This window comes from Brevibacterium picturae, from assembly GCF_030453725.1.
Classification (GTDB): domain Bacteria; phylum Actinomycetota; class Actinomycetes; order Actinomycetales; family Brevibacteriaceae; genus Brevibacterium; species Brevibacterium sandarakinum_A.
Genome location: NZ_JAKDJU010000003.1, coordinates 19,407 through 42,188 on the forward strand (window position 1 = coordinate 19,407; position 22,782 = coordinate 42,188).

General features: G+C 63.0%; 20 protein-coding genes and 1 tRNA gene. All 21 read right to left on the minus strand.

The window, feature by feature from the left end; all coding sequences use genetic code 11:
• Positions 1-1,635: a F0F1 ATP synthase subunit alpha gene (gene atpA / locus L0G76_RS00780; RefSeq protein WP_304355531.1), complete on the minus strand. Its 1,635-nt coding sequence runs from the start codon at positions 1,633-1,635 to the stop codon at positions 1-3.
• Between the two features lie 84 nt (positions 1,636-1,719).
• Positions 1,720-2,526, minus strand: coding sequence for a F0F1 ATP synthase subunit delta (locus L0G76_RS00785; protein ID WP_304355532.1), 807 nt, complete (start codon positions 2,524-2,526; stop codon positions 1,720-1,722).
• On the minus strand, positions 2,526-3,077 hold the full coding sequence (locus L0G76_RS00790) for a F0F1 ATP synthase subunit B (RefSeq protein WP_092101697.1): 552 nt from the start codon (positions 3,075-3,077) through the stop codon (positions 2,526-2,528). The genes L0G76_RS00785 and L0G76_RS00790 overlap by 1 nt, the downstream gene beginning before the upstream one ends.
• 19 nt (positions 3,078-3,096) lie before the next feature.
• Positions 3,097-3,321, minus strand: coding sequence for a F0F1 ATP synthase subunit C (gene atpE / locus L0G76_RS00795; protein WP_025776917.1), 225 nt, complete (start codon positions 3,319-3,321; stop codon positions 3,097-3,099).
• Between the two features lie 79 nt (positions 3,322-3,400).
• Complete coding sequence (gene atpB / locus L0G76_RS00800; RefSeq protein WP_304355533.1) at positions 3,401-4,213, minus strand: F0F1 ATP synthase subunit A; 813 nt, start codon at positions 4,211-4,213, stop codon at positions 3,401-3,403.
• A gap of 206 nt (positions 4,214-4,419) precedes the next feature.
• A complete protein-coding gene (locus L0G76_RS00805) occupies positions 4,420-4,866 on the minus strand; it encodes a Cg1360 family ATP-synthase-associated protein (RefSeq protein WP_304355534.1) in 447 nt (148 codons plus the stop codon).
• On the minus strand, positions 4,863-5,972 hold the full coding sequence (locus L0G76_RS00810; RefSeq protein ID WP_304355535.1) for an MraY family glycosyltransferase: 1,110 nt from the start codon (positions 5,970-5,972) through the stop codon (positions 4,863-4,865). The genes L0G76_RS00805 and L0G76_RS00810 overlap by 4 nt, the downstream gene beginning before the upstream one ends.
• Positions 5,973-6,623: an L-threonylcarbamoyladenylate synthase gene (locus tag L0G76_RS00815; RefSeq protein ID WP_304355536.1), complete on the minus strand. Its 651-nt coding sequence runs from the start codon at positions 6,621-6,623 to the stop codon at positions 5,973-5,975.
• 54 nt (positions 6,624-6,677) lie between these two features.
• Positions 6,678-7,565 carry a peptide chain release factor N(5)-glutamine methyltransferase gene (gene prmC, locus L0G76_RS00820; protein ID WP_304355537.1) on the minus strand — a complete coding sequence of 296 codons (888 nt, stop codon included), beginning with the start codon at positions 7,563-7,565 and terminating at the stop codon, positions 6,678-6,680.
• A gap of 34 nt (positions 7,566-7,599) precedes the next feature.
• The gene (gene prfA, locus L0G76_RS00825; RefSeq protein ID WP_304355538.1) at positions 7,600-8,679 is read right to left on the minus strand and encodes a peptide chain release factor 1; all 1,080 of its coding nucleotides are present in this window, start codon (positions 8,677-8,679) and stop codon (positions 7,600-7,602) included.
• A 1-nt stretch (position 8,680) separates the two neighbouring features.
• Positions 8,681-10,825: a transcription termination factor Rho gene (gene rho / locus L0G76_RS00830; protein ID WP_304355539.1), complete on the minus strand. Its 2,145-nt coding sequence runs from the start codon at positions 10,823-10,825 to the stop codon at positions 8,681-8,683.
• Positions 10,826-11,050: 225 nt separating this feature from the next.
• On the minus strand, positions 11,051-11,953 hold the full coding sequence (gene thrB, locus L0G76_RS00835) for a homoserine kinase (protein ID WP_304355540.1): 903 nt from the start codon (positions 11,951-11,953) through the stop codon (positions 11,051-11,053).
• A 2-nt stretch (positions 11,954-11,955) separates the two neighbouring features.
• Positions 11,956-13,044: a threonine synthase gene (thrC, locus tag L0G76_RS00840; RefSeq protein ID WP_304355541.1), complete on the minus strand. Its 1,089-nt coding sequence runs from the start codon at positions 13,042-13,044 to the stop codon at positions 11,956-11,958.
• Positions 13,041-14,354, minus strand: coding sequence for a homoserine dehydrogenase (locus L0G76_RS00845; RefSeq protein WP_304355542.1), 1,314 nt, complete (start codon positions 14,352-14,354; stop codon positions 13,041-13,043). Before L0G76_RS00845 ends, thrC begins: the two co-directional genes overlap by 4 nt.
• Before the next feature lie 37 nt (positions 14,355-14,391).
• A complete protein-coding gene (lysA, locus tag L0G76_RS00850) occupies positions 14,392-15,822 on the minus strand; it encodes a diaminopimelate decarboxylase (RefSeq protein ID WP_304355543.1) in 1,431 nt (476 codons plus the stop codon).
• Entirely contained in the window at positions 15,823-16,725 is a 903-nt protein-coding gene (locus tag L0G76_RS00855; protein ID WP_304355544.1) for a DALR anticodon-binding domain-containing protein, read from the minus strand.
• Between the two features lie 85 nt (positions 16,726-16,810).
• Entirely contained in the window at positions 16,811-17,986 is a 1,176-nt protein-coding gene (locus L0G76_RS00860) for an MFS transporter (protein ID WP_304355545.1), read from the minus strand.
• A gap of 45 nt (positions 17,987-18,031) precedes the next feature.
• Positions 18,032-20,581: an ABC transporter permease gene (locus tag L0G76_RS00865; protein ID WP_304355546.1), complete on the minus strand. Its 2,550-nt coding sequence runs from the start codon at positions 20,579-20,581 to the stop codon at positions 18,032-18,034.
• Complete coding sequence (locus tag L0G76_RS00870; RefSeq protein WP_304355547.1) at positions 20,578-21,333, minus strand: ABC transporter ATP-binding protein; 756 nt, start codon at positions 21,331-21,333, stop codon at positions 20,578-20,580. Before L0G76_RS00870 ends, L0G76_RS00865 begins: the two co-directional genes overlap by 4 nt.
• A 94-nt stretch (positions 21,334-21,427) precedes the next feature.
• Positions 21,428-21,503: transfer RNA gene (locus L0G76_RS00875), tRNA-Arg, on the minus strand.
• 87 nt (positions 21,504-21,590) lie between these two features.
• Entirely contained in the window at positions 21,591-22,628 is a 1,038-nt protein-coding gene (locus L0G76_RS00880) for a M15 family metallopeptidase (protein WP_304355548.1), read from the minus strand.
• Between the last annotated feature and the right edge of the window lie 154 nt (positions 22,629-22,782).

Sequence of the window (22,782 nt, forward strand, 5' to 3'; positions counted from 1 at the left end):
TCAACGCTTCTGCCGAACGATCTGCTCCTGCTCGACCTCATCGGAGGAGGCGGCGGCAGTGTCTTCGCTGCCGGCCTTGGATCCGCTGGAGTCGGAGCTGACGAAGTTCTTGGTGAACTCGGCCAGGGCTTTGTCCAGCTCTGCCGAGGTGTCGTCATCGAGCTTGAGCGTCTCACGAATGGTCGTGAAGACGCCGGTCCTGCGCTCGATATGATCATGGAGCTCGGTTTCGAACTTGAGCACGTCCGATACAGGAATCTCATCCAGGTAGCCATGAGTACCGGCGAAGATCGACACGGTCTGCTTCTCGAAGGGCATCGGGGTGAACTGAGACTGCTTGAGCAGCTCCGTCAGGCGTGCACCACGAGCCAGATCGCGCTTGGTCGTCTCGTCGAGGTCGGAGGCGAACATAGCGAACGCTTCGAGAGAACGATACTGGGCCAGCGAGATCTTCAATGTGCCGGAGACACTCTTGAGTGCCTTCGTCTGTGCAGCGCCGCCGACACGGGACACGGACACACCGACATCGACAGCTGGACGCTGGCCTGCGTTGAAGAGGTCCGACTGCAGGAATATCTGACCGTCGGTGATCGAGATCACGTTGGTCGGAATGAACGCACCGACGTCGTTCGCCTTGGTCTCGATGATCGGCAATCCGGTCATCGAACCGCCGCCGAACTCATCGGAGAGTTTGGCACAACGCTCCAGCAGACGCGAGTGCAGGTAGAAGACGTCACCAGGGAAGGCCTCACGGCCCGGCGGACGACGCAGCAGAAGGGAGACTGCACGGTATGCTTCTGCCTGCTTCGAGAGATCATCGAACACGATGAGGACGTGCTTGCCGTCGTACATCCAGTGCTGGCCGATAGCCGAACCTGAGTACGGGGCGAGGTATTTGAAGCCTGCAGGGTCGGAAGCGGGAGAGGACACGATCGTGGTGTATTCCAGGGCACCCGCTTCTTCGAGCGAACGGCGGACGCCGGCGATGGTCGAACCCTTCTGGCCGACGGCGACGTAGATGCAGCGGACCTGCTGCTTCGGATCGCCCGTCTCCCAGTTGGCCTTCTGGTTGATGATCGTGTCGATCGCCAGAGCGGTCTTACCCGTCTTGCGGTCGCCGATGACGAGCTGACGCTGACCACGGCCAACCGGGATCATCGCGTCGATGCTCTTGTAGCCGGTCTGCAGAGGCTCGCGCACCTCCTGGCGATCCATCACACCTGCGGCCTGGAGCTCGAGCTCACGCTGACCGACGGTCTCGATATCACCGAGGCCGTCGACCGGCTGACCCAGAGGATCGACCACGCGACCGAGGTATCCGTCGCCGACGGGAATGGAGAGAACCTCACCGGTCCGGTAGACGTTCTGCTCCTCCGCGATCCCGGAGAACTCTCCGAGGACGACGACGCCGATCTCGCGCTCGTCCAGGTTCTGTGCCAAGCCCAAAGTGCCGTCTTCGAACCGGAGGAGTTCGTTGGCCATGGTGCCGGGCAGACCCGATACGTGGGCAATTCCGTCACCAGCGGTGACGACCTTGCCGACTTCGGACTTTACCGAGCTCTCGGGGTTGTACGAGTCAACGAACTTCCCAAGAGCGTCCCGGATCTCCTCCGGGCGAATTGTCAGTTCCGCCATCTGGTTTCCCTGCTTCCTTTACTCAAAACTTGTGTCCGACGACCGGTGGGCCGCCTGTGCTGCCGGACTGACCGGCCCCTCGATTTACTTAGCGAGCTTGCGCTGTACTTCGGCCAGACGATCAGCCACTGTGGAGCTCATCATCTCGTCGCCGACCTGGACCCGGACTCCCCCGACGACTGCGGGATCGACCTGGACGTTGAGGACGAGCTCACGTCCATAACTCGCAGCCAGAGCGGTGCCGAGCTTCTGGGTCTGGGCTTCGCTCAGCGGTTTGGCGACTGTGACATCGGCAACGGAACGCTGCTGTCGTGCGGCGAGGATATCGCTGTACTGATCCAGAGCCACTGCCACGTGGAGTCCACGCGGGTAGAGCGCCGCCTGCTCGATCAGCGTGATGGTGTCGGCCTGCGCCTTACCTGCCAGCAAGTCTGCGATCAGCGCACGTTTCGTCTCTGCCGACGCATCGGAATCCAAGGCGCGCGCCAGCTCATGTTCGCTTTCGCACAGACGGGCGAAGCGGAAGACCTCTTCTTCCACCTGTCCGAGTTGACCATTCGCCTGAGCAGCGGCAGCCATCGCTGTCACTCCGACGACTTCAAGGCTGGTCACCAAGTCCTGAGTTCTGGCCCAACGCTGACTCACGGCCAGTTCGCCCAGACGCAGAACAGTTTCGGTGGTCCGAGTCGAGAACAGAGTCCGCAGCAGCTGCTGCTTCTTCTCGGCTGACTCGGACGAGTCGGCCAAGGCCTTGCGCAGCGTCACGTTCTCGGCGAGAACCGCAACGATTGCCAGCTCCCCCGTACCGATTTCTCGCGCGTCGCCACGAGAGATCTCAGCATTGGCGGCTTCGAGTACGGCCTGCAGGGACAATCTGCTCGACTGGAGCATCACGCCCCCTTGACCGGCTGTGCCGAAGACTGTGACTCAAGATCGGAGATGAAGCGGTCGACCACGTTGGCAGAACGCTGATCGTCGGTGAGAGATTCGCCGACGATGCGCGATGCCAGATCAGTGGCGAGCGTTCCGACTTCCGAGCGCAGCGACACCATGGCGGACTGACGCTCAGCTTCAATCTGGGTCTGAGCCTGAGCGACGATGCGCTCGGACTCCGAATGAGCCTGTGTCTTCATATTGGCGATGATCTGGGCGCCTTCTTCCTGAGCCTCGGCGCGCAGTCGTGCAGCTTCTGCACGGCCGTCGGCGAGCTGCTTCTGATACTCAGCCAGAGCCTGATCGGCTTCGGCCTGCACCTTCTCGGCCTTCTCAATTCCACCCTGAATGCGCTGGGCGCGCTCGTCAAGGGTTTTGTTGAAGGCCGGGAGGACGTACTTCCAGACAACCAGGAAGACGATCAGCAGACAGATGGCACTCCAGATGATGTCGTACCAGGCCGGGAGAAGCGGGTTCTCAGCCGAGGCAAGAATGTGTACCGGAGTCATCGATTAGTCCTCTTCGTGATCAGGGCAGGAAGAACGGGGTGGCGATGCCGATCAGGGCCAGGGCCTCGATCAGCGCGATGCCGAGGAACATGTTTCCGCGCAGTGCGCCGGCCATTTCAGGCTGACGTGCGGTTCCCTCGATGGTCTTGCCGATGACGATACCGACACCGACGCCCGGGCCGATAGCGGCAAGGCCGTATCCGATAGTGCTGACACTGCCGGAGACTTCAGCGAGCATATCCATTGAATGCTTTTCCTTTCATAAAGAAGTCGGGTGGTTGGCCCGACCGTGCAACTCGTGAGTTACGGTTCTGGGTGTTAAATCAGTGGTCGTCCGCGATAGCGGCATTGATGTAGACGCAGGACAGAAGAGCGAAGATGTAGGCCTGCAGGACGACGATGAGCATCTCGAGGATGAAGACGAAGAATCCGCCGGCGAAGGTGATGATCGAGAAGAACTGGAAGCCGTTGGCCGCATCGATGAGGAAGAAGCTCGTCGCTGAGAAGCAGAGCACGAGAAGCAGGTGGCCGACCATCATGTTGGCGAAGAGTCGGATCGCCAGGGTGAACGGCTGAGTGACGAACTTCGTGATGAACTCGATCGGGATGAGAAGAATGTGCATCGGCCATGGGACGCCGGGCAGGATGAGCGAATCCTTGAGGTAGCCGCCGAGTCCTTTCTCGGCGATGCCGGCCCAGTGATAGGTCACGTAGACGACGAGGGTGAGGACGATCGGCAGACCGATGACGCCGGTGCCCGGCATATTGAGGAATGGGATGAGCTTCGTGACGTTCCAGAACAGAATGCCGAAGAAGATCGCCACGATGAGCGGCATGAACTTCTTCGCCTTTTCCTTGCCCATGGTGTCCTCGGCAATGCCGACGGTGACGAATTCCATGGCCAGCTCCATCGCGGACTGGAAGCGACTGGGAACGAGCTTCATCCTCTTCGCCCACACTGCGAGCAGAACGACGACTGCCACTGTGGCAATGACGCGAATGAGCATCACCCGGTTCATTTCAAAGGGAGTGCCTTCGAAGAGGAACGCGGCGGGGAAGAACTCCGCCATGGACGGGGCGTGATAACCACCTTCAGCGGCTTGGATCATTGTGTTCGCAGCGTTGAGTGTTCCCACGTTTCCTTAACTCTCCCATGGTCAAAAGCCTTGATGGCCTGGCCTCATCCACGCATGACCTGCGTGGCATTAGGTTCAGGAGCGACATGGAGCGACAAATGGCTCCAGCACCGCAACAACTCTACCAATTGTAGAGAGCTGCCGACAAATCCATCACCTTTGACTGTACATCTTCTGGCAGCGGTTTTCGTGCTGGTCGCGCGCGTCTATTTCGCCTCGGGATCCACATAGGGCACGCGCCCTTTGACCACTGTCAGGGCTTCGACCAGCGAGGATCCGATCACGGCGGCGACAATCGTGAAGAATGCCACAGTTCCGTCCAGCCAGACTGCGTCTTTGAGCCGCCAGATCACGATCATGAAGATGAAGGCCTTGAAGAGAAAGCCCATCCCTAAGAATCCGGCGATCGCTGTCAGCCCCATGTTGCGGCCCGCATACATGATGACCAGAGTGATGATGATGAAGACCGCGGCCAGGCCCCCGCCCACGGCGCCGCCGTTGAGGCCCTGTGTTCCGGCGGCCAGGTATCCGATGCCCATTCCGAGCACGGCGACCGCGACGACCAGAATGATGCCGCGGACAAGCATCGTCTTCCAGACTCTGGTCCACGCTGCCTGAACGTAGGTTTCCTGACGGGCAGACTCATCGGTCATGAGATTTCCTCTCTGGCTTTCTGTCGGACCCGCAGTGGGTAGAAGGTGAAGATCAGGGTGATGGCGAACAGTCCGCCGACGATGCAGACCACGTAGATCCAGGGCATCAGCAGCAGCATGACGGACCCGAATGCGATGAGCGCGGTCCACGTGTAGAGGATGAGCACCGCCCGCGCATGCGAATGTCCCAGGCTGAGCATTCTGTGGTGGAGATGTTTCGCGTCTGCGGAGAAGGGAGATTGACCGGCCAGGAGTCGACGGACGACTGCCAGTCCCAGATCGAGCAGGGGCAGGAACATCACCGCGATCGGCAGGATGATGGGCAGGAAGGTCGCGAATGCTCGTTCTTCGCCGATCAGCGCCGGGTCGACCTGTCCGGTCACGCGGATCGTGGAAGCGGCGAGCAGCAGGCCGATCAGCATCGAGCCGGAGTCGCCCATGAAGATCCGTGCCGGGTTGAAGTTGTGCGGCAGGAATCCGACGCAGGCGCCGACGAGAATCGCGGTGATCAGCGACGCGAGATTCGCGTACGAATCGGGTGAGGCATCGCGGGCCAAACCGTATGAGTAGATGAAGAATGCGCTGCCGCCGATCGCGACCACTCCAGCCGCCAGTCCGTCGAGACCGTCGACGAAGTTCACGGCGTTGATCGTCACCAGGACCACCAGGATGGTGATGATGATCGACATCCTCGGCGACCCGATGATGACTCCGCCGAAAGGGATCGACAGCAGGGCCACACCGTTGATCGCCATGAAGCCGGCAGCCAGCGCCTGCCCGGCCAGCTTGGTGATCCAGTGGAGGTCCCAGATGTCGTCGATGATGCCCAGTATGCACAGCACGGTGGCGGCGCCGGCGATGCCGATGATAGGGGCCATATCGACGAAGATCCGCTGCAGGAACGGCGTCTGTGAAGCAAAGGCGAGGGCCACGATCACTGCGCCGAACATTGCAACTCCGCCCAGCCTCGGCGTCGGAACGGAATGGACATCCCGTTCGCGCAGGGGCGAGAAGATGAGGCCGCGTTCGGCCACCCGCTTGACCATCGGGGTCAACAGGTAGGCCACAAGGGCCGAGATGATGAGGATGAAGAGGTAGGCGCGCACTCAGCCGTCCAGGTCGAGGATGTCGGGGACGATCTCGCGCAGCTCGGCGATGGAAACCGGCCCCTCGCGCACGATTCGCGGGACATCGCCGGTGAGGTCGATGATCGTCGAGGATGCTCCCGACGTCCGCGCTCCCCCGTCGACGTAGATGTCGACGTCATCGCCCAACATCTCCATTGCCTCATCCGCCGAGGTGGCCGCGGGCTCTCCGGATATGTTGGCACTCGATACGGCCAGTGGGCCGGTTCGGCCCAACAGTGCCAGAGCGTATTCGTCATCGGGCATGCGCACCGCGACGGTGCCGTGAGTGTCGCCGAGGTCCCAATCCAAGGACGGCTGGGCATTCGCGATGATCGTCAACGGTCCGGGCCAGAAACGGGAGGTCAGCGCCAGCATCGTCTCATTGACCCCGTCGACGAGGCCGAACACGGTTTCCGCACGCGGCACGAGGACGGGCGGCGGCATGTCGCGTCCGCGTCCCTTCGCTGCGAGAAGAGCGGATACCGCGGAGGCGCTGAACGCGTCTGCGGCGATCCCGTACACGGTGTCCGTGGGTATGACGAGCAGGTTGCCCGTCTCACTGACCCTGGCGCATTCGTCAAGGACAAGATCACGGATGTCGCTTTGTGTGACGTCGAATCGTCTCGACACGAATTCTCCGTTTCGAATCGTGGTTGTCAGTGGCCGGAACCGGGCTGTCCACGGTCACGGGTCGACCTCGCTGACACGGTGAGCCACCGTGTAGCGGTCGCGTCCAGTGTAGTCCGGGTAGGTGACGGGGTGTCTGAGACTGGCCGTCGACATGATGAGTTCACAGGCTGCGCGGCCCTGTTCCTCGGAATGCTCCATGATGAAGAACCCACCGGGTCGCAGCAGCTTCTCGGCCTGCAGCAGGATGAGTGCCGGGATCTCAAGGCCGGTCGAACCTCCGTAGAGTGCGGCCGAGGGATCGTGATCGCGCACCTCGGCGTCGCGGGGAACAGCCTCATCAGGCACGTAGGGAGGGTTGGTCACGACGACATCGGCGCTGCCCCACAGCTCGGGACTGTCATCGGCGAATGTCGTCGCGTCGCCGGAGATCAGGTCGACGATGGAGCCGGAGAGGTTCACCGCCGCCAGATTCTTCAGCGACCAGTCGAGGGCCTCGGCTTCACGCTCGACGCCGATGATGCGAAGTTGCGGATATTCGGTGGCCAGGGACAACGTGATCGCGCCCGAACCCGAGCACAGATCGATGACGAAGGGCACGTGTGTGTTCTGCTGCCGCTCCAGCTCCTCGAGGACCTCTGTGACGAGCAGTTCGGTCTCGGGCCGTGGAACGAAGACACCGGGCCCGACCTGCAGCTCGAGGTGGCGGAAGGCCGCGGTGCCGATGAGGTGCTGGAGGGGAACACGCAGACGTCGCCGATCGATCAGCTGAGCGAAGATCTCGGTGACCTCAGTGGGAACGGTATCGCCCAAGAGTCGTCTGTGTGCCAGCACGGAGGCATCGATCCCCCACGCGTGGGCGAGCAACGCGGTGGAGTCGGGGTCGGGATTGGGCACGTACGAGTCGGCCAGCAGTCTTGCCGCACCGCGCAGAACCGTCGACACGTCCCCCTCGGGGGCGGGCGGGCGCTGATTCAGGTCAGTCCCCCAGCGCGTCGAGTCGCGCGGCTTTGTCAGCCGCACGGCATGAATCGATGACAGGATCGAGCTCGCCGCCGAGAACCTGGTCGAGGTTGTAGGCCTTGTACCCGGTCCGATGGTCGGTGATCCGGTTCTCGGGGAAGTTGTAGGTGCGGATCCGTTCCGAACGGTCAACAGTGCGTATTTGGGAACGTCGAATGTCCGCCGCCTCGGCTGCGGCTTCCTCCGCTTGCTTGGCCAGGATGCGGGCCCGGAGCATGCGCAGTGCCGCCTCTTTGTTCTGCAGCTGCGATTTTTCGTTCTGGCAGCTCGCGGTGATGCCTGTGGGCACGTGGGTGATGCGCACAGCGGAGTCGGTGGTGTTCACGGACTGACCGCCCGGGCCCGAGGACCGGTAGACGTCGATGCGCAGATCGTTGTCGTCGAGCGCGACTTCCTCTGGTTCGTCCACTTCGGGAAACACCAGCACTCCGGCAGCGGAGGTGTGGATGCGTCCTTGGGATTCGGTCACGGGAACGCGTTGGACCCGGTGGACTCCGCCTTCGAATTTCACCCACCCGTAGGCACCGTCGTCCTTGGCCTTCAGCGCCAGGGTCACGTCTTTGTATCCGCCGAGATCCGAATGCGTGGCATCCAGGATCTGGGCGGACCATCCGCGCGAGTCGCTCCAACGCTGGTACATGCGCAGGAGATCTCCGGCGAACAGCGCCGATTCGTCTCCACCCTCACCAGCCTTGATCTCGATGATGGCATCACGCGCATCGTCGGGGTCGCTGGGAACCAAGAGGTCTCTGAGTTCGGCCTCCACGTCGGTGGCCTCTTCATGCAGGCGTGCGGCCTCAGCGCCGAAATCGGCGTCGTCGGCGGCGAGTTCTTCCGCGGCGACGGCGTCGTCTTCGAGCTGGGCGAACCGACGGGCGGCGATCGCCACCTTGTCGAGTTCTGCGTAGCGCCTTGTCAGCTTCTTGGCGCGGCCAGCGTCAGCGTGCACGGCAGGATCGGAGAGTTCCGCCTGCACACGCGCATGCTCGTCGAGCAGTGCGCTGACGCTGGCCTTGAGGGTGTCATCGTCAGCCATCTCAGTTGTTGTCGGTGGAGGACTTCTGCAACGGTGTCGTCTTCTGCACCTGCATGAGGAATTCGACGTTCGAGCCGGTTTCCTTCAGCTTCGACATGAGGAGCTCGACAGCCTGCTGCTGTTCGAGTCCGGCCAGCAGACGACGCAGCTGCCACATGACCTTGGTCTCTTCGGACGTCATCAGCATCTCTTCGCGACGGGTGCTCGACGCGTTGACGTCGACTGCCGGGAAGATGCGCTTGTCGGCGAGCTGACGCGACAGGCGCAGCTCCATATTGCCGGTGCCCTTGAACTCCTCGAAGATGACCTCGTCCATCTTGGATCCGGTCTCGACGAGCGCCGTGGCCAGAATGGTCAACGAGCCGCCGTTCTCGATGTTGCGGGCAGCACCGAAGAATCGCTTCGGCGGGTAGAGCGCGTTCGCGTCGACACCACCGGAGAGGATCCGACCCGAAGCGGGCTGAGCAATGTTGTAGGCGCGGCCGAGGCGAGTGAGGTTGTCAAGGAGCACGACGACGTCGGAGCCCATTTCGACGAGACGCTTGGCGCGTTCGATCGCCAGTTCTGCGATCGTCGTGTGGTCATCGGCTGGACGGTCGAAGGTCGAAGCGATGACTTCACCCTGCACCGCCCGCTGCATGTCCGTGACTTCCTCGGGACGTTCGTCGACGAGGACGACCATCAGGTGGACTTCCGGGTTGTTCTCGGTGATCGCGTTGGCCACCTGCTGCATGATCATCGTCTTGCCCGCCTTCGGAGGCGCCACGATGAGACCACGCTGGCCCTTGCCGATGGGAGTCACGAGATCGATGAGTCGCGTCGAGTGCAGCTTCGAGGTCGTTTCGAGACGCAGCCGCTCCTGTGGGTAGAGCGGTGTCAGCTTGGAGAAGTCGACACGGCTTCGCGCGTCGTCGATGGTCAGACCGTTGACGGAATCGAGGCGCACCAGGGCGTCGAACTTCTCACGCTTGCTGTTGCGGTCGTTGTCTCGCGGCTGCCGGATGGCACCGGCGACGGCGTCGCCCTTGCGCAGCTGGTTCTTGCGCACCATCGAGGCCGAGACGTAGACATCGTTGGGGCCGGGCAGGTAGCCCGAGGTGCGCAGGAATGCATAGTTGTCATGCACGTCGAGGATGCCGCCGACCGGGATGAGCACGTCATCATTGCGGATCTCCGGCTCGTCGTTGCCGCGTCCTCCGCGACGTTTGCGGTCGCGTCCGCGGCCGCGGCGGTTGCCGCGATCGTCGTCATCGTTGTTGCTGCGGCCCCGACGGCCGTTGTTCCGGTCGTTGTTGCGATCGTTCCCACGGTCGTTGCGGTCGTTGTCGTCGTTCTGACGGTTGCGACCATTTCCGCGGTCGTTGTTGCGGTCATTCCCACGGTCGTTGCGATCGTTGCTGCGGTCATTCCCACGGTCGTTGCGATCGTTCCCACGGTCGTTGCGGTCGTTGTCGTCGTTCTGACGGTTGCGACCATTTCCGCGATCGTTGCTGCGGTCATTCCCACGGTCATTGCCGCGGTCGTTGCGATCATTGCCGCGGTCACTGCGGTCGTTGCCGCGGTCGCTGTCATCGTCCTGACGACTGCGGTCGTTTCCGCGATCGCTGTGGTCCGAACGTTCGCCCGAGTCTTCGGAGCTGTGTCCGCTGTCCTCGTTCTGGCCCTCGGAGCCACGTGAACGCGAGCGGCCGCGACGCGAACGCTGTTTGTCGGGTTCACCAGCCGAGTCGGACGAGGTGTCGTCTGCGTCCGAGGTCTCGGTGACCGCGGAGGAATCGGCGGAAGTCGAGGCGGCATCTGCGTTCTGCGAGCCGGCGGCGTCATCCTTCGACGCCGAGGCTGTGCTGCGACGAGACGGACGTCCCTTTGCTTCGGCCGGTGCCTCGTCGGAACCGCCGGAATCTTCCTTAGCTTCCTTCTCGGAGGCTGCAGATGAGGCCGGTGCGGTCTTCGGGGCTGCTTGAGCCTGGCCCGAACCGCCCTCTGAGCCTTTGTGGTTGTTGATGGCGTCGATCAGTTCGCCTTTGCGAAGTCGACGGTACCCTTTGATCCCGAGTCCCGCCGCCATTTCCTGGAGCTGGGGCAGACGCAAAGCGGTCAGACTGCCGGTGCGTGGTGTGGAATCTTGAGTAGTGGTTTCAGACACGAAGGTCCTTCTCCCTCTTTCGGCCGTGCGGCAAGAGCCGTTTACTCACGGCGACGGAAACACCGTTGACGGTGCATTGTGAAAGATAACCTGCCTAAGAATGAGCAGGAGACGTTCCAGAATGTGTGAAATAGACAGTGGGTTCTCGATGCATACCGCAGAACCCGATCACTGACGGAACTCCCTCAGTTTACGTGCTCAACGGCGATCATGCGAATCCGATGCCTAATTCTTTTGCTTCACCCGATATCCTCCAAGGTCAATGGAGGTGTGTATGAGCGTGACTGCTGCAGGAACCAGCGTCCGGGGAACCGACCCCGCAAGCACGAGGACGGTTGGTCCGGCGCCTGAGATCACCGCGGGCAGGCCATCGGCTCGCAGCGCGTCGACGAGTGCCATCGATTCCGGGTACGCGTCACGCCGGTATTCCTGATGCAGGCGTTCGTCGGTGGCCTCCAGCAGAACTGAGGCATCGGTGACGAAACCGTGGATGAGCAGCGCGGCTCGAGCGGAGTTCTCCGCAGCGACTGAATGGTCGACGGATGCGGGGATCACGCTGCGGGCGATCTGGGTGTCCAGTCGCACATCGGGCACCAGCACGGTCACCTCGGCGACGGTGTTTGCCGGGATCTGCCACGACCGTGCAGGGTCCGGAAGGGCGATCGTCAGTCCCCCGGAGACTGCGGGCGCTGCATTGTCCGGGTGTCCCTCGAGATCGGAGGCGAGTTCGAGCACCCGCTGTCTGCTCAGTCTCTCACCACCGGCATGGGCACCGACCTCACCGGCCAATGCGATTGCACCCACGATCGCGGCCGCTGAGGAACCGAGACCGCGGGAATGCGGTATCCGATTGACACACTCCAGGCTGAGTCGCTCCACCAGATCGACGGGAGCCTTCGGGTACTCGGCTCGGAGCACATCGCCGATCACTCGCATGATGAGATGGGACCGATCCGTCGGCAGGGTCTCGGCACTCTCCCCCGCCACTCTCACGCAGCTGCTGGGGTCGACGGGTCCGTCATGGATCGTCAGGGTCAGTGTGTCGAAGATCCCCAGTCCGAGACCGAAGGAGTCATAACCGGGGCCCAGGTTCGCCGAGGTGGCAGGAACCTCGATCTGGATCCTCACGCTCACCTGTCTTCGAGCCCGAGAGCCCGTGCGGCACTGACGGCATCGACAGAGACCCGCTGCGGCTCGATCTCGGATCCATCGGCCATGTGCAGTGCCCAGCTGGGATCCTTGAGCCCGTGACCGGTCACGGTGACCGCGATCCTCGCCCCGGCAGGGACCTTCCCCGCTTCGGACATCTTCAGCAGTCCAGCCACCGATGATGCCGAACCGGGTTCGACGAAGATGCCCTCTTCTCGGGACAGGATCTTGTGTGCGCGAAGGATTTCGTCGTCAGTGACCGAGTCGATGACTCCGCCGGAGGAGTCACGGGCCTCGATGGCCTGCTGCCAACTGGCCGGATTGCCGATCCGGATGGCTGTGGCAATCGTGTCGGGTTCGTCCACGGGGTGGCCGAGCACGATCGGAGCCGAGCCTGCGGCCTGGAATCCCCACATCTGCGGCAGTCGAGTCGAGGCTCCGATCTCCTGGTACTGGCGGTAGCCCTTCCAGTATGCGGTGATGTTGCCCGCGTTGCCCACGGGCAGCACGTGGATGTCAGGGGCGTCGCCCAGGACGTCGACGACCTCGAAGGACGCGGTCTTCTGACCCTCGATGCGATCCGGGTTGACGGAGTTGACGAGGTGGACGGGGTAGGACTCGGAGAGCTTCCGGCACAGAGTCAGACAGTCATCGAAGTTTCCGTCGACCTCCAGCAACGTGGCCCCATGGGCGATGGCCTGGCTCATCTTGCCCGGAGCGATCTTGCCCGTGGGCACAAGCACGGCGCAGGTCAGTCCGGCCTTGGTCGCGTACGCCGCCGCTGAAGCCGAGGTATTGCCTGTCGATGCGCAGATCACGGCCTTTGCACCGTGGGCCGCGGCCTTCGTGATGGCCATCGTCATGCCCCGGTCCTTGAAGGACGCTGTCGGGTTGAGGCCTTCGTACTTCACCCACACCTCGGCGCCGGTGAGCTCACTGAGCTTCTGCGCGCGGATGAGCGGAGTTCCGCCCTCCCCCAGCGTCACGGCCGGTGTGGTTTCGGCGATGTCGAGGAGGCTGCGGTATTCCTCGACGACACCCTGCCACTGCTTTTTGGGGAATTCGCTCATTGGGATTGTCCTTCTACGCGGATCACGGAGTTGACGGCGCGCACCACGGAGAGATCGCCGAGGCGCTCGACGGTCCCCCGCAGGATCGCGTCGGTATTCGAGTGAGTGGCGAGCACGAGCTTCGCGTGCTGAGTGCCCTGGTCGTCGGTCTCGCCCACCGTTTGACGCATGAGCTCGATCGACGCGCCTTCGTCGGAGAAGACCTCGGAGACGGCGGCGAGGACACCCGGGCGATCGACGACGTCGAGTGTGATGTGGTACCGGGTGGTGATCGCCGATATCGGCAGGATCGTCGAGTCCTTGTGGAAGGGGCGCTCGTACTGGCCACGACCGCCGAGGACCTTCCGACGGGCCACGGAGACGACATCGCCGAGGACCGCAGACGCCGTCGGCTCGCCGCCGGCACCTTGCCCGTAGAACATCAGCGAGCCTGCCGCTTCGGCCTCGATGAAGACCGCGTTGAAGGCACCGCGGACTGTCGCCAGCGGATGACTGCGCCCGAGCAGGGCCGGGTAGACGCGTGCCGAGAGGCCGGCGCCCGCGGACGAGTCGCTGACACGTTCGCAGACGGCGAGGAGTTTGATGACGAATCCCTGGTCCCGAGCCGTAGCGACCATGTCGGGGGTGATGTCTGCGATGCCTTCGACGTGGACATCGTCAATCGTGACCGGAGCGTGGAAAGCCAGCGAAGCGAGGATGGCGGCCTTGGCGGCGGCATCGTGGCCACCGACGTCGGCAGTCGGGTCCGCCTCGGCGAATCCCAGCTCCTGCGCGGTCCCAAGCGCCTCATCGAAGCTCCAGCCCTCGGAGTCCATCTGATCGAGGATGTAGTTGGTCGTGCCATTGACGATGCCCATGATCCGATCGATCCGGTCCCCCGCCAGTGAGTCGCCGACCGGGCGGATGATCGGAATGGCACCGGCCACTGCGGCTTCATGTTCGAGGCGAACGCCGGCGGTGTCTGCTGCGGACATGAGCTCACCGTAATTGGCTGCCAGCAGTGCCTTATTGGCGGTGACGACGGAGGAACCGTGGTCGAGCGCCGACCGGATGAGGGTTTTGGCCGGCTCGATGCCGCCCATCAGCTCGATGACGATATCGGCGCCGGCGATGGCAGTCTCTGCATCCGTCGTCAGCAGGCTCGGGTCGATCCCCGGACGCTGCCTCGAGGTGTCGCGGACGACAATGGCGCTCAACTCGAGGGGCGCACCGATCCTTTCAGCCAGAGCCTCGTTCCGGTTCTGGATGCGGGCGGCCACTTCGGCGCCGACGACTCCACATCCGAGCATGGCAACTTTCAAAGCCTGCATATGTTCACCTTTTCACTGTCTTCAATGGCACTCACACTTACTCTCCGGCGCTCATTCCCGGGTCGCTGCGCAACATCTGAGAGTAGTCCTCGGGCGTCACGATCCACTCAACCTTATCCGCTGTCACGGCTAGGACTCCTGGTTTGGGCAGGTGGTTGTAGTTATTGGCCAGTGACCGGCAGTAGGCGCCGGTGCTCGGGACCGCGACGAGGTCGCCCGAGGACACATCGGCTCCCATGTATTCGTCTCGGACGATGATGTCGCCGGACTCACAGTGCTTGCCCACGACACGCACGATGGCCGGTTCGGCACTGGAGTTCCGATTGGCCAAGCTACACGAATAGTCAGCATCATAGAGAGCTGTCCGGATATTGTCGCTCATCCCACCGTCGACTGCGACGTAGGTCCGGATCCCGTTGTCCGTGTCGACCTCTTTGACGGTGCCGACCCGATAGAGGGTGAACATGGACGGGGACACGATCGCACGTCCGGGCTCGATGGAGATGCGGGGCACGTTCGTGCCCAGTCCACGGCATTCCTTGGCGACCACCTCGGCGAGTTCCTGCGCCATCTCTGCCACTGGAATCGGTGTGTCCTGTGAGGTGTAGCGGATGCCGAAGCCACCGCCCAGATCGACATCGGGCAGATCGACACCGTGTTCGGCCATGATTTCGGCCCGCAGTCCCAGCACGCGGGCGGCAGCCACCTGGAAGCCGGAGATGTCGAAGATCTGTGAGCCGATGTGGGAGTGAAGTCCGTCGAAGCGCAGGTGAGCGGAATTCGCGACCGCCTCGGCGGCCTTCGCTGCTGTGCCGGCCGATACGGACAGGCCGAACTTCTGGTCCTCATGAGCTGTGGCGATGAAGTCGTGGGTGTGTGCCTCGACTCCCACCGTGACGCGCAGCATGACCGGGGCAACGGTTCCCTTTGCGGCCGCAATCGATTCGAGGAGCGTGATCTCGTCGAGGCTGTCGACGAAGATCCGACCCACGCCGTAGTCGAGAGCATATTCGAGCTCGGCGACAGACTTGTTGTTGCCGTGCAGGCCGACCCGGTCCCCAGGGACTCCGGCTGCACGGGCCACCATCATCTCCCCCAGGGAGCACGTGTCGAGGCCCAGGCCGGCTTCGTGGACCCAGCGGGCGACAGCGGTGCACAGAAAGGCCTTTCCCGCATAGAAGACATCGACTCCGGCCAGACCCTTCTCCGTGGAGAAGGCGGCCGAGTACGCACTGAGGTAGTTCTGCGCGCGGGCGGTGAAGTCCGCAACGTCCATCACCAGGGTCGGGGTGCCATAGCGTTCGGCGAGGTCGGTGACACTGTGCCCGGCAACGGTGAGGACACCGGAATCGGATTTCGTCACATTGTCCGACCAGAGGCTGGGCAGGAGCGCGTTGACGTCATCGGGATAAGGCAGCCACACGGGTGCGGGGGTGGCATGCATGGGGCCGGCGATGTGGGCAGGCATTTACATCCTCTCGGGGGCGGAAGCGCCCAGTAGTCGGAGTCCTGTGGCCAGGACGATGATGGCGGCACGGTCGAGGACCAGCCGGGAAGCGTGGAGTCTCGTGATGTCCTCATCAAGGTTCGGGGTCACGGGGCAGGTATTCGCCCAGTCGTGGAACAGCTGGGAGGTGGTCTCGAGGAGGTCGGTGATGAGCTGTGGTTCGCGTAAGTCCGCGGCGCGGCGGACCGTGGAGACGAAATCGCACAGTGCGGCAGTCAGCGCGGTCTCTGCGGAATCGATCAGGGTGTCCGGGTCGAAGGCGAAGGCCCCGATTCCCGCCGAGGCACCTCGGCGTTCGACTCGACAGGCTGCTGCGTGTGCGACCTGAACGAAGTAGACAGGATTGTCTGGATGGGCTGTGCGCAGAAACCCCTTGTCGCGCAGATGCATTGACGCGGTGGTCCCTCGCGCGGCCATGAAGCGGCGCACATCCGTACCGATCGCCGGATGCGGCACACGCAGTTCGGGGCTGGCGGCGAGGCGTTCATTGACCGTGGTCTCGATCCGCTGCGCTGTGGCGCGATCCGGGCCGAATTCCCGGTTGGCATCGACGATGTCCGCGGCGCTCCGGGCGAGGCTGCGAGTGCTGACTGTGATGTTGAGGAAGCCAGGTCCCGCCACATCGACTCCGGCCACCCTGGTGTCTTCGCGCAGAATCGACGCGATCTCCTCTGCCAGGTTCCTGGGGTCGGTGCACAGAGCCTGAGCGCTGCGCAGTGCGATGGTTGAGGTCCAGTCCCCGTGGTGCCGTGCCCTCGACCGGCGGAGGGTCGGGTCCGGAACACGGTCGCTGACGATTCCTCGTGCGGCGGCGATGCTGGCCAGCGCACGCGCCAGAGCGGTCTGCAGAAGTTCCGGGGTCACCCGATCAGATTACTCGTCTCCGCTTGTCGACGGCGAATCAGACTTCACAGTCGTCATCATCGTCTCGGTTGACGACGTCTCCCGATCAGATCGAGCCGGGGCGGCAGGCCGAGAAGCTGACGGTGAACTTCACCGCGGTGGAGGCCAGCACCACGGCATAGGCAGGCCACATCGCATCGACGCTCTGGATCAGGAACGCGAAGATCAGTGGCCCGGTTGCGGCCATCAGGTAGCCGCCGCCCTGGACGAAACCGGACAGCGCGGCCGAGGCTTCGGCACTGCGAGAGCGCAAGGTGATCAGGGTCAGTGCCAGTGGGAAGGTCGAGATCCCGATGCCCAGCAGGACCGTCCACAGCACGGGCGCGGCTTGGGGGATGAGCCACAGACCGATGTATCCGACTGCCAGGCACAGGCAGAAGGCCGCGACGATCGGTGATGCGGTGCGCATCTTCTGCGCGAGCAGCGGCAGAACGAACCCGAGGACAAGCGGAATCGCAGTCACCAGGGCGAGCATGGCTCCCGCGAATGCCGCGTCGAAGCCCGAACGCGTCAGCAGGGTGGGCAGCCAGGTGAATAGGATGAAATTGTTGAACGAGGTCAGCCCGGTCATCGTCATCAGCGCCCAAGCACGGCGGCTCCTGATCAACCGCCGCAGTTCGCTTCCGCCGACGACCGTTGCTGAGACCTGTGAACGGGGTACAGGCTTGAGCACCGCGATGACGGTCCAGACGACGACCCCCACTGCGGCCGAGCCTGCCCATACGAGCAGGGACCCTCGCCATTCGAGTTTCCCCGCCAGAGGCACTGCCACGAGCGGGGGGATGAATGTCCCCAGCTGCAGCAGACCCACGTGCACTGTCGACAGCAGTGCGACGCGGTCGGGGAAATAGGACTTCACGATGGGAGGCACGACCACGTTGCCGATGCCCATGCCCAGCAGGGCGAGAACGCTGAGGCCGAGGAAGATCGCAGGAGAGTCGACAACCGCGCGCACGCCCAGCCCCACCGTGATCATGATCATCACGGCCAGAGTGATCGTCAGTCCGGAGAAGCGATTGTACAGTCGTGGCGTGATGAAGCCGCTGAGTCCGTAGAGCAGCGGCGGCAGCATCCCGATGATTGCGAGGAAGACCGCGCTGAGGTGGATGTCGGAGCCCATGGCATCCAACAACGGTGAGAGTCCTGTCACGCCAGGACGGAGGTTGAATGCGGCGACAACGATTCCGATGACGATCAGAGCCGGTGCCCACGCGGATTTCATGCTTGCATTTCTATCATCTTGTCCGCTGCGCCGGCACCGGCGGGGTCAGTTCTCCTGCTTGAGCCCCTCGACCGGCGACAGCCGCGCAGCGCGTCTCGCCGGTGCCAGAGCGGAGAGCAGTCCCGCGAGGGTCGCCACGAACAGGATGCCCAGAGCTGCGGGAAGAGACCAGTCGACGATGAGCTGATCGGAATAGTCGTTCGTCATCAGCGAAGTGCCGACGACGCCGAGTGCCCCGCCGAGGACGAGCCCGATCAGTGCCGACACCGAGGAGATGAGAGCGGCTTCGAGTGCGAGGAGCATTCTCAGCTGGGCGATGCTCAGCCCTAGGGCTCGGAGCAGAGAATTCTCACGCCGACGCTCGATCACCGACAGACTCACCGTGTTTGAGACACCGAGCAGGGCGATGAGGACCGCGACGAACAGCAGCGCCACGGCAGAGATGAGGAGGATGTCGATGAGTTCGGAGTATTGCCCCCGGGCCACTGCCGAACCGACGACCTCGTCGCTGGTGACGTCGAGTTCTTCCGCGACGTCCTGTTGGATCCGGAAGATGTCGGAGACCGTGGCATTCGGATCGACCTTGACCAGGACCGAAGTCGAGGTTGGGGACACGCCCAGGTCGTTGCCGACGTCCGGAGTGGTGAAGAACACCAGACTCGAGTCACCCGCCTTCTCGACGGGAACCGTCGCTTCGGTGAGGCCCTTGATGCGAATGCTCTCAGAAGTGAAATCGCTGGGTACGAGCACTTTCCCTGCGACGGGTGTCTCGGCGCCCTCGCTCAGAACGGTCTGCGCGGAATCGGGGTCGATGACATAAAGATCAGGCGGCGAATCCCCGTGATCGCCGAGAACCTGTGCCCGATGAGCGACGGCGACGGCCTCCACGCCCGCGATCTCACGCACGCCATCGGATTCGTCCCGGTCGACCGTCGTTTCGAGCGGGACAGCGATGTCGACGGGATAGCGCTGGTCGAGGCCGAAGGCCAACGTTGCCTTCGTCGACATTCCGCCGACCAGAATCGTAGCCACCAGGGTGACACCGATGATGAGTGCGGTTGCAGTCGCCGCTGTTCGTCGGCGATTGCGCAGGGTGTTCAGTGTGGCCAGTCGACCCGGGAGGCCGAATGGGCTCAACGTCAGGTCACCGATTGCCGCCACGATCGGCGGAATGATCATCACCGAGCTCAGGACGAGGCCGAAGACGAGGAGCACGCCCCCGACTGCTCCGCCCAGGATCCAGCTCTCCGAGTGCTCGATCAGACAGACAGAGGCGACGAGGAGCACCACTCCGAGTCCGATGCTCGACCATCCGATGATGGTGCGCAGCCTGCTGTGGCGCGATGGAGCCAGGGATTCGTCGAGGGGCTCAAGTGCTTCCAGAGGCGTTACCGCGATCGCGCTGCGAGCAGGTCGGATGGTGGCGAGGACCGTCAGAAGCACGCCGACGGCGATGCCGATCAACAGCGCTGAGGGTGGCACGCTGAGGCGCAGGTAATCGAAGTCGTCGGACCAGATGCGTTTGGCCCCTGCGGCGAGGCAGAAACTGAGGCCTGCACCCGCAGCCACCCCGACGATCGAACCCAGCAACCCGACGACGGTCCCCTCTGCGACCACAGACCCGTAGAGCTGAATTCGTGAGGCGCCCAGGCAGCGCAACAGGGCCAGTTCGCGTCTGCGCCCAGCCACGATGACGGAGAAGATGTTCGAGACGACCAGGATCGCCACGATGACGGAGATGCCGGCGAAGACCAGAAGCAGCGAGGTGATGACCTCATTTCCGCCGGAGAGGCGATCGGCTTTGACGTCGATGGCGTCACCGACCGTCATCGCCTCCAGACTTCCGTGCAAGGCGGAATCATCGATCGTCGATTGCAGGCGCGTACGGACAGCAGCCGGGTCGGCATCGTCATCAAGCGCGATCTGGATCGCGATGACATCCCCCTGCTGGGCGAAGTACTCCTGATAGCTCGCCGAGGTGGTCATCGCGCGGTGCATCCCGGCTGTCGACGGACTGCTGCCCATGGAGGCCAGACCGACGACCGTGAACATCGTATTGCTCTGGCTCGGCCCTCGATAGACGGGCATGGCATCGTCGTCGGGTTCGACGGACACCGAGTCGACGGAGAACCGGATCTCGTCTCCGATGCCCACGCCCAGATCCTTCGCAGTTGCTTCGTCCAGAACCAGATCCGTGATCGAATCGGGGCGGGTGCCGTCGATGATGGAGAACGTGTCCAGCCCCGAGTCCGCAGGAGCGGGGCTCAGAGCGAACGTGCTCTCCGAGAACGATTGACCTCGTCCGGTCGTCATCGTACGAGCGTTGACGGCCGCCGAGTTCACCCCGTCGACCTGTCTCAGCGGATCCGCCAGAGGAGAGACCTCTTGACCGTTGACGAAGACGTCTTGGGCAGGAACGATGACGAGGTCGGACGCGGAGAACGTCTGCCCGACGGTCTCCTTCAGACTGGCCTGCAAAGATGAGCTGATGATGAGGGTCGAGGCGACGAAGCCGGCCGCCAGAGCAATGCCGAGAGCCACCGCGAGGAAACGCGCCCAGTGGATTCGAATCTCCGCCAGAGCGACTGCGATCACAGATCGCTCAGTTCGCCCAGCGCGGAGACCACGGATTCCCTTGACGGCTGCTGCACCTCTCCCCCGGCACGGCCGTCTTTGAGGAGCACGACTCGGTCGGCGTGTGAGGCGGCCACGGGGTCGTGGGTGACCAAAATGATCGTCTGCCCGTATCGGGCGGTTGCTCCGTGCAGCAGAGCCAGCACTTCCGCTCCCGACTGTGAGTCGAGGTTGCCGGTGGGTTCGTCAGCGAAGATCACGTCCGGGCGGGTCAGGAGTGCGCGAGCGACGGCAACACGCTGCTGCTGTCCGCCCGAGAGTTCGTGCGGGCGGTGGTTCAGCCGGTCCCCCAGCTCGAGGCGTTCGACGACTTCGGCCTTCCACGCCGAATCGATCCTCTTGCGCGCCAGGGACACGGGCAGTTCGATGTTCTGTTCGGCACTGAGCGTGGGAACCAGATTGAATGCCTGGAAGATGAATCCGACCCGGTCGCGGCGCAGCTGGGTGAGTTGTTTGTCATTGAGTCCGGTGATGTCCTGTCCACCGATGGAGATGGTGCCGGAGTCCACTCTGTCGAGGCCTGCGAGGACATGCATGAAAGTGGATTTTCCCGAACCTGAGGGCCCCATGATCGCGCTGAACCTGCCGGCTTCGAAGTTCACGCTGATGTCATCGAGTGCTGTCACGGCGGTGTCGCCTCGGCCGAAGCTCTTGTGCACCGATTGTGCTCTGAGCACGACATCGCCGCTCGTCATATCCGGAGAAATCGACATCACGGCCTTCGTCAGCTGGTTGAGGTTCGTTGCAGACCACCTTAGTCGGTGGTAGCAGAAACCGCCCGCCTCAGAGATTGAGGAGGGCGGTGCGTGGTGCCCGCGACAGGATTCGAACCTACGACCTTCTGCTCCGGAGGCAGACGCTCTATCCACTGAGCTACGCGGGCAACGGATGCAATGCTATCACCGTCGTGTGGTGCTTCCCAAAACGAAACCGCGTGCAATCGAGTCTCGATCGCACGCGGTCTCAAGTATCAGGCGCCCTTCAGATCCTTGCGCCCTGGAACGTATTCCCAGTGCCAGAGTTCGTAGGCGTTGCGCTTCGCCCAGTCCGGGTTCTCCCAGCCGTACTTCTCACCGTTGGCGACGAGCCAGTCATACTGGACGCCGGTTCCGTTCTGAGTTCCTGCACCGAGATCGAGCGCAATTCCCCAACCGTGGTTGGAGGTGCCGGGGCGAGCGGCGAAACCGGGTTTGCGTTCTGCGACGGAGATCTGAGATTCCAGTGAGCGATACGAGTCGGTGACTGCCAGTTCCTTGCCTGTGTCCTTCTTGAATGCAGCGTTCATCTTGGCGAAGGACACTGCGGCGTCTGAGCGCAGTTTGTGGTTGCCGACGCCGATCTCGCACAGCCAGTCCTCGGGGACCTCACCGTTCGATGCCTCACCCTTGGGCGCTTCGCCTTCGCATCCGGGCAGAACTGTTTTGGTGATGGCACGCGAAGCGGCCTTAACCTTGGTCTGTTTGGCACTCGGGGCGCCGATGGCCATGCTCGTCTTCTCGTCGTCTGCCTTGATGTCGGCCGAGACGGATTCGGAGTTGATGGCGCGTGTCTGGGTATCGGCCGCAGTCTCGTCGACCTTGACTTCCTGATTGCCGCTCATGTTGCCGGCGACCATGACGGCGGCGATCGCGGTTCCTGTCACGGACACGGTAGCCAATGCGGAGAAGGTCGTGACACGACGTCGACGCACGGAGCGCAGAAGCGATCCGTCTGATCCGCGGCTGCCCATGTGAGCGGCGACGAAAGCGGAACCGTTGTGGGCAGGTCGTGCTTCGGCTTCCTTGGCCATCGCGGCCCGTCGCGGCGAACCGGCGGACGCTCTGGCCTCTGCCGCCATCGCGGCGCGGCGCGGCGACAGTGTTGCTGAGGGGTTCGGATCCGAGTGCCGTGACACCGATGTCGCACTCTGCTTGGAGAAGACAGTTGGAACGCTTGAAGAGGTGTGCTGCTTACGCAGATCGCGTCGGCGAACCAATGGCGCCTCTGCGGTCGAGGACTCACTCGACATATTACTCCGTACTGTTGTCCGTATTTCGGCCGCCATGTATCCGGGCGAACGAAAACCTTATGTCACAACACTATAACGAGCTCGTTACAGATTGTCACCTTGCGTTCACACTTGGCGTGTGACCTGGTGTTTAACACGTTTTGGCCCCCCACCA